At 64.3% G+C, this 14,681-nt stretch carries 9 protein-coding genes and 2 pseudogenes; 3 read left to right on the top strand and 8 right to left on the bottom strand.

All coding sequences use genetic code 11. From position 1 onward, the window contains the following. Positions 1 to 71: 71 nt before the first annotated feature. Positions 72 to 770 carry a hypothetical protein gene (locus AXW84_RS06815; protein WP_068230451.1) on the top strand — a complete coding sequence of 233 codons (699 nt, stop codon included), beginning with the start codon at positions 72 to 74 and terminating at the stop codon, positions 768 to 770. A gap of 415 nt (positions 771 to 1,185) precedes the next feature. Beyond that, a complete protein-coding gene (locus tag AXW84_RS06810) occupies positions 1,186 to 3,147 on the top strand; it encodes a CocE/NonD family hydrolase (protein WP_071891077.1) in 1,962 nt (653 codons plus the stop codon). A gap of 266 nt (positions 3,148 to 3,413) precedes the next feature. Here the strand turns inward: AXW84_RS06810 and AXW84_RS06805 are convergent, their stop codons facing one another. After that, the gene (locus tag AXW84_RS06805) at positions 3,414 to 6,164 is read right to left on the bottom strand and encodes an MGH1-like glycoside hydrolase domain-containing protein (protein ID WP_071891074.1); all 2,751 of its coding nucleotides are present in this window, start codon (positions 6,162 to 6,164) and stop codon (positions 3,414 to 3,416) included. A gap of 170 nt (positions 6,165 to 6,334) precedes the next feature. Between AXW84_RS06805 and AXW84_RS06800 the strand changes: the two genes are divergently transcribed. Continuing rightward, positions 6,335 to 6,568, top strand: a complete 234-nt coding sequence (locus AXW84_RS06800; protein WP_068230449.1) for a hypothetical protein — start codon at positions 6,335 to 6,337, stop codon at positions 6,566 to 6,568. 76 nt (positions 6,569 to 6,644) lie between these two features. Here the strand turns inward: AXW84_RS06800 and AXW84_RS06795 are convergent, their stop codons facing one another. The 7 genes and pseudogenes from AXW84_RS06795 to tkt all read right to left on the bottom strand — a co-directional run bounded on the left by AXW84_RS06795 (position 6,645) and on the right by tkt (position 14,646). Then, positions 6,645 to 7,496 carry a hypothetical protein gene (locus tag AXW84_RS06795; protein ID WP_157886861.1) on the bottom strand — a complete coding sequence of 284 codons (852 nt, stop codon included), beginning with the start codon at positions 7,494 to 7,496 and terminating at the stop codon, positions 6,645 to 6,647. 217 nt (positions 7,497 to 7,713) lie between these two features. Continuing rightward, positions 7,714 to 8,895 (bottom strand): annotated as a pseudogene (locus tag AXW84_RS25755) (GH39 family glycosyl hydrolase). After that, complete coding sequence (locus tag AXW84_RS26140; protein ID WP_204248431.1) at positions 8,850 to 9,116, bottom strand: GH39 family glycosyl hydrolase; 267 nt, start codon at positions 9,114 to 9,116, stop codon at positions 8,850 to 8,852. The pseudogene AXW84_RS25755 and the gene AXW84_RS26140 overlap by 46 nt, the downstream one beginning before the upstream one ends. A gap of 158 nt (positions 9,117 to 9,274) precedes the next feature. After that, a complete protein-coding gene (locus AXW84_RS25750; RefSeq protein ID WP_236943327.1) occupies positions 9,275 to 9,946 on the bottom strand; it encodes a hypothetical protein in 672 nt (223 codons plus the stop codon). A 396-nt stretch (positions 9,947 to 10,342) separates the two neighbouring features. Beyond that, positions 10,343 to 11,367 (bottom strand): annotated as a pseudogene (locus tag AXW84_RS25745) (glycosyl hydrolase 115 family protein); the annotation flags it as partial. A gap of 550 nt (positions 11,368 to 11,917) precedes the next feature. Continuing rightward, on the bottom strand, positions 11,918 to 12,466 hold the full coding sequence (locus AXW84_RS06770; protein ID WP_236943268.1) for an endo-1,4-beta-xylanase: 549 nt from the start codon (positions 12,464 to 12,466) through the stop codon (positions 11,918 to 11,920). Between the two features lie 104 nt (positions 12,467 to 12,570). Continuing rightward, positions 12,571 to 14,646: a transketolase gene (gene tkt / locus AXW84_RS06765; protein WP_068230431.1), complete on the bottom strand. Its 2,076-nt coding sequence runs from the start codon at positions 14,644 to 14,646 to the stop codon at positions 12,571 to 12,573. Positions 14,647 to 14,681: the final 35 nt, after the last annotated feature.

Raw genomic sequence — 14,681 nt, 5'->3', positions numbered from 1 at the left:
CGCGGGATTTCGGTTGTTGCCAGGCGTTTGCCGTAAACAGGGCCAGCTTATTCGCTCCTTATTCTTTCCCAATGCAAAACTTCACCGTCGAACGCCTCTCCTTCCAGCACCTCGCCGAGCTGCCCGCCGCCTGGGACAACACCGACTACAAGGCCCTGCTGACCAAAATGGCCTACGACAACCCCGACGAAATCGACGCCGCCGAGTTGAAGGCCATGTGCCTGATGTCCATCACCGACCAGGAGCCCGCCGATGCCGCCAAAATCGTGCTCGAGTACCTATTCGAAGACGAGCTGAAGGAAGGCCAGATTGACCAGCTCGCCCACCAGCTCCAAACCGAGAAGCTGTGGGAAGAAAACCCGCGCCTGGAGCTGCACGAAGGCTTTTTCAACGCCACCCAACTGCTCTACGAAGCCTACAACGGCAAATTCCCGCACCCGCAGGCAGTAGAATTCAAGGTGAAAGTGACTGCCGCTGACGGTGCCGACCTGGCTGTATTCGACGAGAACCCGGCCGCCCCGCTGCTGCGCCTGCTGGCCCCCGGCCTGTCCGACAGCGCCCTGCTGCACCGCCTCTTCGGCGACCAGCTGGCCGGCACCACCTTCGTTGAGGCCCCGTCCATCCTCTGGCAAATCACGCCCAGCGAAAAAACCGCCACCAGCGTAGTGTTCGACGTCATCGCCTCGGATTACTGGCTCGAAGACTTCAAGTACGCCGACACCTACGAGGCCCCCACGCACGCCGATGCATCGGTCGAGGTGGCGGAATAGCGCAGGCAAAGCAGGCTGCTACGCTGAACGGAAACACCGTGATGCGTCAAAACCGGCCGTCATGCTGAACGCAGTGAAGCGTCTCTCCCGCGGCAGCAATCTAGCAGCAATCTATCGGTTAGCTACGCGAAATGCTTCACTGCGTTCAGCATGACGGCCGGTTTCACTTTACCAGCGCGTCCAAACGGACCCTTGAGGGTTCAATTCTCAAGCCGCCCCAGCCGCTGCTTGCCCGTAGCCGAGTAGCAGCACCACCACGCCGACGGCGAGGTACACGAGGAAGCGTTTGAGGTTGGCGGCGGGCTTTTGGTGGTCACACATGCTGGCCCAACACGCGCGGCGGCGCGGGCGTTTCATGGTTCCAACAGCGGCTGGAGCCGTACTTGGGGCCCCGTTCGCTTTTCCCCCGTTTCCCATGACTCGTTTTGCCCTTGCGGCGCTGTTGCTGGCCGCCGCGGCTGGCCCCGCCGCCGCCCAAACGCCGGTCCACACACCCGCCCCCGGCCCAGCCCCCACGACCCCCACCCCCGCCCAGGATTCGGCGTTTGTGCGGCAGCACTACCGCAAGCTCGACCGCCAGGTGCCGATGCGCGACGGCACCAAGCTTTACACTGTGCTGTATGTGCCGCTTGATGCCGCGCCCGGCCGCCGTTACCCATTTCTGATGACGCGCACGCCCTACTCGGCGGGCCCCTACGGCGAAGAAAACTACCGCTCGCGGGGCCCCGGCCCCAGCCGCGAGCTGTCGGAAGAGCAGTACATCTTTGTGTACCAGGACGTTCGGGGCCGCTACCAGAGCGAGGGGCAGTTCGAGGAAATGACGCCCGCCCTGCCCACCGCGGCCTCCAACAAGGCCCGGCGCCGGGGCCCCCAAGGCCAGCTCGCCCCCCACGACGAGAGCACCGACACGTACGACACCATCGAGTGGCTGCTCAAAAACGTGCCGAACAACAACGGCCGCGTGGGCATCATGGGCATTTCGTACCCCGGCTTTTATGCCACGGCCAGCCTGCCCACGGCCCACCCGGCCCTCAAGGCGGTATCGCCCCAGGCCCCGGTTACGGACGAGTTTATGGGCGACGACGCCCGGCACAACGGGGCGTTTTTCCTGTTGGATAATTTTGATTTCACCAACTTTTTCGACGTGCCGCGGCCCCAGCCGGTGCCCAAGTACGAGGCCCTGTTCAAGGCCCAGCCGGCCGACGCCTACCAGTTTTTCCTGAACCTGGGGCCCCTGGCCAACGCCAACGCGCCGCAGTACTTCAACGGCCGCGCCCGCATCTGGAACGAGTACTTGCAGCACGACACCTACGACGCCTACTGGCAGGCGCGCAACATCCGCCCGCGCCTGACGGGCGTGCGGCCCGCCGTGCTGGTGGTGGGCGGCTGGTTCGACGCCGAGGACCTATTCGGGGCCCTGCACACGTACAAAGCCATTGAGCAGCAGAACCCCGGCGCCACCAACCGCCTCGTGATGGGGCCCTGGACCCACGGCGCCTGGAGCCGGCCCGATTGGACCACCTTCGGGCCCCTAAACTTCGGCACCAACACCGCCCAGTACTACCGCCAAACGCTGGAAACCCCATTTTTCAATCACTACCTGAAGGACAAAGGCGCCTTCAACCCCGCCGAAGCCACAGTGTTCAACACCGGCACCAACGCCTGGCAAACCTACCCGGCCTGGCCGCCCAAGGCCACCGCGGGCCGCACCGCCTACGCAGGCGCCGGCGGCCGCCTGGCCTTCGCCGCGCCCGCGGCCAACGAGAAACCGGAAGAATACGTGAGCGACCCGGCCCACCCCGTGCCCTACACCGCCGGCGTGGCCGATGGCCGCAACAACGAGTACGTGATTGAGGACCAGCGCTTCGCCGCTCAGCGGCCCGACGTGCTGGTGTTCCAAACCGAGCCGCTGGCCGAAGACCTGACCGTGGCGGGGCCCCTGGCCGCCGACCTGTGGGTGAGCACCTCCGGCACCGACGCCGACTTCGTGGTGAAGCTCATCGACGTGCTGCCCGCCGACGCGCCCGCCCCCGTGCCCAACCCCGACGAGCTGCTGATGGGCGGCTACCAGCGCCTGGTGCGCGCCGAGGTGATGCGCGGCCGCTTCCGCCAGAGCTTCGAGCACCCCACCGCCTTCGTGCCCAACCAGCCCACCGAAGTAAAATACGAGCTGCCCGACGTGCTCCACACCTTCAAAAAAGGCCACCGCCTGATGGTGCAGGTGCAAAGCACCTGGTTCCCGCTCGTGGACCGCAACCCGCAGCAGTTTCTCAACATCTCCACCGCCAAAGCAGCGGATTTCCAGAAGGCTACCATCCGCCTCTACCACGACGCCGCCCACCCCTCGGGGCTGACGCTGCCCGTGGTGGGGCCCTAGGTGGGGCTAGCGGTAGTTGTGATAACAGGAACCGTCATCCTGAACATTCTGCGCATCAAGCAGAGATGAAGGATCTGGGGCAGCGGAACAGCACGCAGTGAACCATTGGACAGCAGCCTAACCCTTTCATCCTGAACGCAGTGAAGGATCTGGGGATAGCCGAACGATTCGCAATAAATCATTGATTACTGCGTGCCGTTCGGCTGTCCCCAGATCCTTCACTGCGTTCAGGATGACAGTTATTGAGATCCCGCTTTACACCTTATTTACTGCACCCGCTGCACCCGCAGGTAGTCGAGCATGGCTTGGTTCACGGCGATGTTCATGTTGGTATTGGCGGGCTCCAGGGCCAGGCGCAGGGTATTTTTGCCTTTTTCGAGGCGCACCAGGAGGGGGTTGGTGAAGCCCCAGTTCGACCACTCGCCGGTGCCGCGCTGGGGCAGCACCACGGTGCCGAGCAGGGCCCCCGCGCCGCTGCGCAGCGTGCGGATGGCGCACTTATTCTCGGTGTTAATCGGGCCGTTGCCGTTGGCGTAGCGGAAATCGAGGGCGTAGAGGCCGGCCTCGGGCACCGTGACGGGAATGGCCAGGGCGGCGTTTTTGGTGGTGCTGGTTTCCACGAAGCCCGCGCCCGTGAAGCCCTGGTAGGGCAGCTTCGACTTGGGCGCCACCGTGACGAGCGGCACCAACTGGGGCCCCACGCCTTCGCCGGCTACGGCCACCGGCTCGCTGGCAAACGACTCCAGGCCCTGGGCGTCCACGGCCACCACCTGGTACTCGGCGAAGGCGGCCGTGGGCACCGGCCAACCGGTGGCCGGGTTGGCGTTGGCGGTGATGACCTGGGCGTTCTTCAGCACTTTGTAGCTTTTCGCGCCGGCCACGGGGGCCCAGCTGAGGCGGTTTTTGGCGTAGGTGACCTGCGGCGTTTCGGGCGAAAACCGGTTGGCCACGCGGTTGACGGGCGCGGCGGCCGGAGCCTGGCTACGCAGCACGATGCGCAGGGCGTGGCGGCCGGTGAGGGTGGCGGGCACGGCCGCGTCGGGCAGCGGCTGGCCGTCGAGCGTAATAGTCTGAATTTCATTACCGAAGCCGTTCATTTCCACATCCAGCACCGCCCCGCGGTAGCGGAAGTTCGTCAGCTTGCGAGGGCCCTGAAAAGCCTGCGGCACAAACGGTCGGAACACTAGCCGGTCGGTTTCGTAGTGCATGCCGAACAGCACCTTGTACACCAGCCCGAGGCTGCCCGACAGGCTCCAGAGCATGTTGGAGGAGTTGATTTGGGTGCCGGCGAAGTCGCCGGTGCTGGCCACGAAGTTCTCTTTGTTGGTAAGGAACAGCGCCGCCGGGCGGTAAATGGCGGCCATGCTCTCGGTGAGGGAGGCGTCGTTGCCGGTTTGGGCGGCGGCCAGGGCCCAAAAGCTCTGCACGAAGGGCCACACGGCGTCGTTGTGGTAGGGCGGGATGCCGGGAATCTGGGGGTAGATGCAGGGTACGCCGAACGGCACGGTGGGCGTGCGTTCCACCACCGTTTTGGCCCTTGTCGCGTCGGCCACGCCGAAGCACACGCTCAGGGCTTCGCCCAGGGCCTCGGCCCGCGGCGACACGCTGCCGAACACGCGCCCGTAGCGGAACTGGCCGTAGTAGCCGGCTTTTTCGAGCCACAGGTACTGGTTCACGCCGTGGCGGATTTGGTTGGCCAAGCGCTCGTGAACGGCGGCCACCTCGGGGTGGCCCAGCTGGCGGGCCATGGCGGCCAGCACGGTGTTGGCCTGGGCGTGCACGGCGTTGGTGCCCAGGTTCTCGCTCTGGTAAATGTCGGCCGGCTGCATCCAGCGCGGGTAGGTTTGCTCGCGCCAGTCCAGAAACGACGACTCGCCGCGCACCAGGCCAGTTTCGGGGTTGTAGGCGTTCTGCACATCGTCGGCAATGGACTGCTGCACAATGGGGTACACCTTACGCAGCCAGGCCTCGTCGCCGGTCACCTTGTAGATTTCCCAGGCCGCCACGGCCCAAATCACGCGGTCCGTCGAGCACGGGTAGGCCCCGCCCGTGCCCGTGTCCTGGATGATGCGGCCCTGGGGCGACACCTTGCGGAGCAGGCTTTTCATGGCCGAGCGCGGCTGCAACGTGGCCTGCGCCAGGAGGATGGAGTAGCTGATGTCGCGCGTCCACACGCCCGCCCACTCCTTGCCGGTGCGGAAAGTGCTGTCGGGCTCCACGGCGCGGCGGGCCTCCTCCAAAGCTAGGTTGTAGAGGGCATCGGCCAGCGGATACTCGGAAGAATACTGCGGGAAATCGTCCGTTTTAATGGTCTGGTGCCACTCCTGGGCGGTGGTTTTGGCAGCATCAGGCGCGTTCAGTACCAGCGTGGTTTCGTAGATGCCAGTGCCGTTGGGGTCGTGCAGTTCCAATTCGGGCTTGTTCACCAGGTTGTCAAAATCCCAGCTCAGCGGGGCCACGTCGCCGGCCACCAGCACGTGCTTCAGGTCCTGCTGGTAAATCTTTTCGCCCTTGAAGTTGGTGTAAAACCCGTCCTTCTGAAACGCCGCCAGCACGGGCCGCAAATCAAGCCGAATCTTCACCGACGTGCCCGGCGCCAGCGTGGCGCCATCGGGCACCGCGGCGGCTTCGGGCCCCGGCTGGCCGAACACGATGACCGGCGTTTCCAGGGCCCCCGTGCCCGCCGCTCCGGGGCCCCGTAGCGCCACGAAGCTGTGGTTTTGGCCGGCCGGCAGCTCGTTGTCCTTGCCGTTGAGGCTGAATTTGAAGGCGATGCGCGGGCTCAAGGCCCGGGCTGGGCTGTGGTAGTTGGATGTCAGGGCCGTGGCGGAGGCGGCCGTGGCCCGGTAGGGGCCCTGCACCACGGCGTCGCGCAGCACGGTATAGGCGTCGGAGTGCCACACCGCGGCAGACGTGGGGGCCGGCGCGGGACCGGCGGCGGTCAGTGTTTTTTGCGTTTGGCAGGCCATCACCAACAAGTTGCCGGCCACAGCGGCCGGAAGCACCAAGTATTTCATGCCCACAAAGAAACCTCAAACCGCAGGGCCTTCGTCCCGGGCCCCGGTTTGGCACGGTATTTTAGTAGATGAGCCTTGATAGGCAATATTTTCTCCCGCCCTGTAGTTTAGGAAGCGGGCCTAATGCCGGCCTTATTTCCTTTTTCGTTCTCATCCCAATCGTCCGCCTCATGCCTCGTTTTCTGCTGCTGCTTTTTTGCGCGTCGTGCGCCTGGTTGGCTACCCCCGATGCGTCGGCCGCGCCCCTGCGCCACCGCTACCCCACGCCCGGCAATCACCGCCCGGTGTACACCTACTACCACGGCGGGGGCAGCCCCCACCGCAAATTCAGCCTATTTGGCCACCACTCGGGCACCCACAAGATGAAACCGCACCGCCCGAGCCGTCACCGTGGCACGCGGTAGGGCCCCGGCTAACCGCCAGTATTCCAACAAAAAAGCCCCGCCAGTTGGCGGGGCTTTTTTGTTGGAATACTGGCGGTTAGCGCAGCGTAATCATCTTCGTCCAGGCCCCTACCGTCACGCTGGCGGAGTTGTCGCAGGCCTGCGAGCCGCTGGGATCGTAGTTGAGCACGAGGGTGCTGCCCTTGTCGTTGGCCAGCGTCACGGTACCGGCCACGTAGTATTTGTAGCAGTCGCCGCGCTTAATGAGGGGCTTGGTGATGGTGGCCGTGTAGCTGACGCCCTTGCGGTTGGTGCCCGCCGCCTGGCCGGTTACGCTGTACACGTCGTCGGATACCTGGGGCGTGCCGTAGCCGGCGGTGCGGGTGTAGTCGCGGTGGGCCGTCCAGGTGCAGGTGCCGCCATTGTTGGCGTAAATGATGCCGCCATTGGCCACGTCTACCGAAAACGAGCCATTGCCGAGGTCGGCAAAAGTGCGGGTGGCCGTGTGCTGATTATCGTTCACGAAGTAGTTTTCGCGCGTAACGACGGCACCCGAGTGGCGCGCGAGGTTGGCGCCGGTGAAGCGCACCACAATCTGGCCGCGGCGGTAGCGCCCGTCAGGGCACAGGCAATTGGTGGGCCCAAAATCGATGGTGAGCGTGCGGGTGGCGGCCACGTAGGTGCGGGTACCGCAGGTGCCGTACACCCGCACCAGCTCGGCAAAGCCGGCCACGGCGGGCGAGCCCGACTGGGTTTCGTCCTGGGGCGCGGCGGCCGTTATGATGTCGCCGCTCAAGGCCGTTTCGCTTTCGGTGGTGCTGTTATCCTCCGCGGTGGTCACGTCCTGGTCAGGCGTCACGGCGTCAGCTTGGCGCTTGCAGCCCGAGGCCAGCAGCAGGCCGCTGGCTAGGCCAGCCAGCACAAAAGAACGAGCAGAAATAAGGTGCATAGGTAAAAGAATAAAGGGTGAAGTAGGGAATAATCTGGCGGTTGGATAGCCTTGGCAAGTGCTGGTTTAACCCATTAACCAAAATATTTCGCCACGCCTAAATCCTTCTATTTTAAGCGGTTTAGATGCAAGAGCACCACATCGTTTTCGCGCAGATCTAGTGTGTACGCCAAGCGGCCGTCGGGCCCCACGCGCAGGGTGCGGGCGGCCCCGGGCGTCACGTGGGCCGCGGCCCGCAGCTGCGCCTCCTGGGCGCTGCGCCTCCTAGGCGCGGTCGAGCTGGGCGGGGCGGCCCATTTTGAGGTACGCCGTGTAGGAATCGCGGCGCTCGTAGCCGGTGCGCTCCTCCGCGAGGGCGTAGGTGCCGGGGCGCAAGTGCTGCCACCTCAGGCGCACCGGGGCCCCAGCAGCGGCCCGGCTGCGGGCGCACGAAGTATTGCTGGTCGGCCTCGGGGCCCAACGCGGGGGCGCTGAAGTTCCAGCACAGCACCTGCACATTGCCGGCCGCATCGGTGGTGGCCCACGAAGCCGGGTCGGTGTTGTGCAACTCGCTGGGGCCCAGCTGGTGCAGATATTGGTAGGCGAAATAAGCCGGCTTCTTGATGCCCTGCAAATTCAGCAACCCAAAGCCCCCGTGGAAGAGCGTGGCCGGCACCCCAGCTTCCTCAAAAATGTCGCTGAACGTCCAACACGACATAGAATTGGCCATTTTCTCGGTCTGCTTGAGTGTGTTGAGGATGTACGCCGCGCTCTGGTAAGCGTCGTGCACGGGGTCGTGGGGTGAACACGAGGCGCTCCACTCCGTAATGTGCAGCTCCAGGTTGGGAAAGGCGGAGGCACGAATTTTGGCGCGCACTTCCGCTACGTGCTCGGCGATGCCATTGGGGTCGCCAAGCTTCTGCTGGCCCTGGCCAAACTCGTCGAGGCCCCCCTCGCCCACGCCGTAGTCGTGGGTGCTGATGAAATCGAGGGGCACCTGGTTTTGAGCGCAGTAGGCCAGCGTTTTATCGATCCAGCCGGTGCCGGAGCTGGCCGGCCCGCCCACCCGGTAGCTGGCCGATACGCTTTTCACGGCCCGCGCCGTGGCCGCGTACAGCTTGAAATATTCCGCTTGGTCGCCCGTAAAAAACGCCGGGTAGTTCGGCTCGTTTCACACCTCAAAGTACCAGCTAGCCACCTCGGCGCGGCCGTAGCGCTGCTCCCAGTGCCGCACCAGGGCCGTAATCAGGGCCTCCCACTTGGGGTAAGACTTGGGCGGCGACACGTTGGCTTTCCACCAGAAAACGGTTTGGTCGGTGCTACGCAACGCGCTGGGCATGAACGACAACTCCACGAACGGCTTCACCTTGATGCTCAGTAAAAAGTCGTAGAGCTTGTCGATGTACTGCCAGTTGTACACCGGTTGCAGTTGTACACCGGTTGGCCGGCCCGGTCCTCGCGGTACACGCCCATGTCGTCGTGCAGCAGGCCGTGCAAACGCAGGTAGTGGAAGCCGCACTCCTTTTGAGCCTGCGCCAGTTGCTGCTGCCAGTCGGCGCGCAGGCCCTCGTTGGCCCGGCCAGCCCCCGCGCAAAAGTCATACGCATGGGCCCGGGGGCCCTGCACCCGGTTGACGTCCAAGTTGATTGCGCGCGGGGCAACAGGTTGGGCACGCCCAGGCGCCGCGGAGAGCAACGCCAGCGACGTAAAAAAATATCGCATAAAAAATTGGTGTAGAACTGATTGTCGCCCCGTTGCTATATGGTCCCGGCGCGCACTAACATTTCGTTTATCAGTGGTTAGCGGCTGCCTAGGTTGCCTTTCGTAGCCGGAGGGGCCACATTTTCCGGGGGGCCGAGGTAGCTGGCGGGCACTGCGCCCTGGCTTACCACCAGCTTTTCGAGCACCACACCCGCATCGACGCGCCAGAGCCTGAGCACGTGCGAGCCCGCAGCGGCTACGCCGTGCTGCGAGGTTTTGATGACGATGTTCTCCGCCACCGCTTGCTCCCAGGGCCGGTTGCCGTTGTCGGGCACGAGGCCGGTGTGTAGGTTGACGATTTGTGGCGCTTCGTCGTCCAGCGACACGGCGTAGCGCAGGCCGGTGGTATTGGTGAAGTCCAAAATCGGGGCCAGGTAGGCCCGCACCGTTACTGGGCCCGCCTCGGCCAGGCTGATGCGGTACGCCAGGTGCGGGCTGCTACCGCCGGGCGTAGCCGTGGGTGCGGCCGTAACCGGAAAATTCGTGACGGCCCCCGCCGTGCGGCCCAGGTCGGGCAGGCGCTGCCAGGTGATGGGCCCCGTGGCCACGGCCTGGGTATAGTGCTCGGCATCGAGCGAGGTGTAGGCAGCGGCGGTTGGCGCGGCAAGGGGCGCCGCCCCGGGCGCGGCGGGGGCCCCCGCGGGCAGCGTTACCACCCCGGGCAGCTTGTCGGCGGGCTCGTCGTGCCAGGCGGTGTAGCCGATGTGCATCTGGTCCATCATGTGGTGCCATTTGCCGCCGGCCACAGCGTGGCAGCGCGCCCTTATTTCAGCGTCTTTGGCAAACAGTGCCCGGGCCTTTTCGGCCAGCGCGTTGGTGTTGGGCTGGTTGGTTTTGGCGGCCTCGCGGTTCAGGGCCACAGCGTAGTACAGCTCGTTGAGGTTGGCGCAGGCCAGCACCGGGTGCAACACCAGCTCGAAGTAGGCGTCGCGGTGGGCCCCGGGCAGCTTCTGGTTGGGAGCCTCGGCGCGGGTGAGAAGCTGGTTGTAGTCGGCCACTACCGTAGCCCACTCGCCGGTAGCCAAGCTGTAGGTGTTGGCGTCGAGCAGCTCGGGCTTGCGGCGGCCGTTGTACTTGGCGTATCTGGCCAGAATGTCGGCAATATTGGCCGCGTATTTTGGGCCAAACTGCTGGTCGGCCCAGCGCTGGGTGTAAGCGGCCACGCCGTTGGCGGGCAGGGCGTCGGGGTTCCAGGCGTAATCGAGGAAGAACGAAATCGGCAGCTCCATCGGCTTAAGGTCGCCCACGTTCACCACCCAAATCTGGTTGGCCCCGTACTCGTGGGCCAGGTGCATTTGTTCCCACACGCGCGGCAGTGGGTTGTTGTTAAGCCACTTGTAGTTACGGGGCCCACCCACGTAATCAAAGTGGTAGTAGATGCCGTAGCCGCCCTTGCGGGGCTGGTCGCCCGGCCTGGGCAGCTTGCGCAGGTTGCCCCAGTTGTCGTCGCAGAGCAGCAGCGTCACGTCGTCGGGTACGCGCATGCCCTTGTCGTAGTAGTCCTGCACCTCTTTGTAGAGGGCCCACATCTGGGGCGTTTGCTCGGCGGGCTTGTGGGTTTCCTCGGCGATAACCTGGCGCTGGTCGGCCACTATTTTCTCCAGCAATTTGATGTTGCTCCCCTCGCTCATCGGCTCGTCACCGTCGCCGCGCATGCCGATGGTGACGATGTTCTCGCGGGTGCCCATGCGCCGCATACCCTGGCGCCAAAAGCGCCGCAGGGTGGTGTCGTTGGTTTGGTAGTTCCAGGGGCCGTGGCCGGCCTTTTTCCATTCCTCGTGCGCCCGCGTCAGCGGCTCGTGATGTGGGGTCCCATCACAACGCCGTACATATCGGCCAGCTCGGGATTGCGCACGTCGTCCACGTTGAACATGTTGCCCCACATGGCGGGCCAGAGGTAGTTGCCCCTGAGCCGCAAAATCAGCTCGAACATGTGCTCGTACACGCCGTGGTTGACGCCGCCGAATTTCTCCTTGGCCCAGCCCGAAAAGGCCGGTGCCTCGTCGTTGATGAAGATGCCGCGGTACTTCACTTTGGGCCCGCCCAGGGTGTGGCGGCCGGGGGCCACGTACAGGTTTTTTTGGTGCGCTACCGGCACGTCGGCCCACCAATACCACGGCGATACGCCCATCTGCTGCGACAAGTCATACAGCCCGTAGATGGTACCGCGCTTGTCGCTGCCAGCCATCACCAGGGCCCTGGGCACACCCGGCAACGGATTGTCGATGGCCTGCACCACGAAGGTTTCCCACTTTCCAGCCAGTCCGCTGACGTTGAGCTTGCCCGATTGCACCAGCTTGTCAATCAGCGCGCTGCGGCCCACCGTACCCACGAGCACGGCCGGTTGGGGCCCCTGCGGCTGGCCGGTGCTAAACGCCGGTGCCTGGCCCGTCACGCGCTGCACGTCGGCCTGCACGTCGTAGGCGGCGCGCAGCACGCCCGGCCACTCGCCCTCACTGGCGTAGAGGGCAGCGGCTCGGCCACCGGCCACCAGCGGGAAGCTGCCGGCCTCTTTTTTAGCCGAGATGTAGTGGTCGGCGAGCGGCGGGACGAGTTGCTGCGCTACTCCCAAAGTGGGCAGCAGGAGCAGCAGCGCGACGCGGTGGACGTGGGAAAGGAGGGACATGGGACAAGAAGAATAAATTATAAGCGGCGGCGGGGACGATTGGGCCGCCGGGGCCCTAAAACTTCACCACTTCGTAGTACGCCGGCTTGGGCCGGTACTGCTCGTCAAACAGCAGCGGGTAGTTTTTGCGGCCCGCTACGGGGCAGGTATCCAGCCACGAATAATGGTCGGAGATATTCCAGAACGTGACGTCCGTGAGGTACTTGGCTTCGTCGCGGAACACCTTGAAAAACATAGCGTACTGCGCCGCCTGCCTGGCCTGCATGTCGGGCGTGTAGGCATCCGACTCGTCGGGGCGCTTGGTGCGGCGGTCCTTCTCCCAGAGGTACACCGACACGTCCAGCTCGGTCACTTGCACTTTCAGGCCCAGCGAGCCAAAGCGCTCGATGGTGGTGCGCAGCTCCTGTTCCGTGGGCTCCACCAGCGACCAGTGGCTCTGCAGGCCCACCCCGCCGATGGGCACTTTGGCATCTTTCAGCTTCTTAAGCAGCTTGTAGATGCGCTCCATCTTCTCGGGGCGCTCGGTGTTGTAGTCGTTGTAGAACAGCACCGCGTTCGGGTCGGCGGCGTGGGCGTAGCGGAAGGCCTCCGCAGTGCGTTGCACAACGTTATTTTCGCCGAGACGCTTCTGCTTGAAAAACAAAGGTGGAGGGCCAAAACCAGTAGCTGTTTTCAACCCTCCACCCTTACCTCGTTTCACTTAGGGCCCTAGTCGCCCTTGGCCACTACTTGTTTTTTCTCTTCGTCCTGGCTTTCATCTTCGGGGTGGCCAGCCAGCACGCCCTGGGCGCGCTTGACCACGTTTTCCACCGTGAAGCCAAATTTTTCGAACAGCTCCTCGGCCGGGGCCGACTCACCGAACCGGTTCATGGCGATAATCCCGCCCTCGTCGGTGGTGTATTTGTGCCAGCCAATGGGCGAGCCCGCCTCGATGGCCAGGCGCTTGCGCACGGTGGGCGGCAACACCTTTTCACGGTAGGCTTTGTCTTGGTGCTCAAACAGCTCCCAACTCGGCATGCTCACCACGCGGGTGGGCGTACCAGCTTTTTGCAGCACTATTTGCGCTTCCATCGCCAGCTTCACCTCCGAGCCAGTGGCAATAAGAATGAACTGCGGCTGGCCACCCTCCGCTTCGCTGAGGATGTAGGCGCCCTTGGCTACACCTTCGCGGGCCGAGCCGAGCTTGGTCTGGTCGAGAATCGGCAGTTTCTGGCGCGAGAAGATGAGCACCACCGGCGACTTGGGCGTGGTCATGGCAATGCGCCAAGCTTCGGTGCTTTCGTTGGCGTCGGCGGGGCGCAGCACCACAATGTTGGGGATGGTGCGCAGGGCCAGCACTTGCTCCACCGGCTGGTGGGTGGGGCCGTCTTCGCCCAGGCCAATGCTGTCGTGGGTGAACACGAACGTGGCCGTGCTCTCGGCCAAGGCCGTGAGGCGGATGGCGGCGCGCATGTAGTCGCTGAACGTGAGGAAGGTGCCGCCGTAGGTGCGCAGGCCGCCGTGGTGAGCAATGCCGTTCATGGCCGCGCCCATGGCGTGCTCGCGCACGCCCCACCACACGTTGCGGTTGGCGGGGTGCGCGGGCTGGAAGCTGTCACTGCCCGCCTTGTCCATCTCGTTCGACGTAGCCAAATCGGCCGAGCCGCCGAACATAAACGGCACCGCTTTCTTGATGGCGTCCAGGGCTTTGCCCGAAGCCTGGCGGGTGGCCAACTCGCCATCGGCGGGCGTGTACACCGGCAGGTCCTTGTCCCAGCCTTCGGGCAATTTGCCTTCGAAGGAAAGCTTAAACATGTTGGCCTCGTCGGCAAATTTCTCGGCGTAGGCCGCGAAATCGGCGTCCCACTGCTTTTGCAGCTCGGCGCCTTGCTGGCCGGGCTGCTGGAGGTGTTCGTACACTTCGGCGGGCACCTGGAACGACTGTTCGGGGTCGAAGCCGTAGAACTTCTTGGTGGCCTTCACATTATCGGGGCCCAGCGGCGAACCGTGCGACTTGCTGGTGCCGGCCAGCGGCGAGCCGAAGCCGATAATGGTGCGCACCGCGATAATCGAGGGCCGGTCCGTCACCGTTTGCGCCACCCGAATGGCGTTCTCGATGGCGTCGAGGTCGTTGCCGTCCGGTACGTGCTGCGTGTGCCAGTAGTAGGCATCGAAGCGCTTCATCGGGTTCTCGGTGTAGGTCAGGCTGGTCGGCCCATCGAGCGAGATGTTGTTATCATCGTAGAGATAAATCATCTTGTTCAGCTGCAGGTGGCCGGCCAGCGAGGCCGCCTCCGAGGCGATTCCCTCCATCAGGTCGCCGTCGCTCACCAGCACGTAGGTGTAGTGGTCCTGCACCGGCGCGTGGCCCGCTTTGTTGTAGACCGCCGCGAGGTGGGCCTCGCTCATGGCCATGCCCAGGCCATTGGCGAAGCCCTGGCCCAGCGGGCCGGTCGTCACCTCCACGCCGGGCGTGATGTGCGACTCGGGGTGGCCCGGCGTCTTGGAGCCCATCTGGCGGAACTGCTTCAAATCGTCCAGTGACAAATCGTAGCCGTAGAGGTGCAACAGGCTGTAGAGCAGCGCCGAGCCGTGGCCCGCCGACAGTACGAAGCGGTCCCGGTTGGGCCACTTTGGGTCCTGGGGGTTGAAGCGCAGGAAGCGCGACCACAGCACGTAGGCCATTGGGGCGGCGCCGAGGGGTAGGCCGGGGTGGCCCGAATTGGCCTTCTGCACCATATCTACCGACAGCAGGCGGATGGTGTTGACGCTTAGCTCGTCAATCGAAACTTGGGGATTGCTCATGGTTGAAGCGAAAATGATTGGTAGCGCAAAGGAAC

The organism is Hymenobacter sp. PAMC 26628, from assembly GCF_001562275.1.
In the GTDB taxonomy this organism is placed as follows: domain Bacteria; phylum Bacteroidota; class Bacteroidia; order Cytophagales; family Hymenobacteraceae; genus Hymenobacter.
Note: the sequence above shows the minus strand (reverse complement) of the source record. Positions and strands in the feature narration are given on the sequence as shown.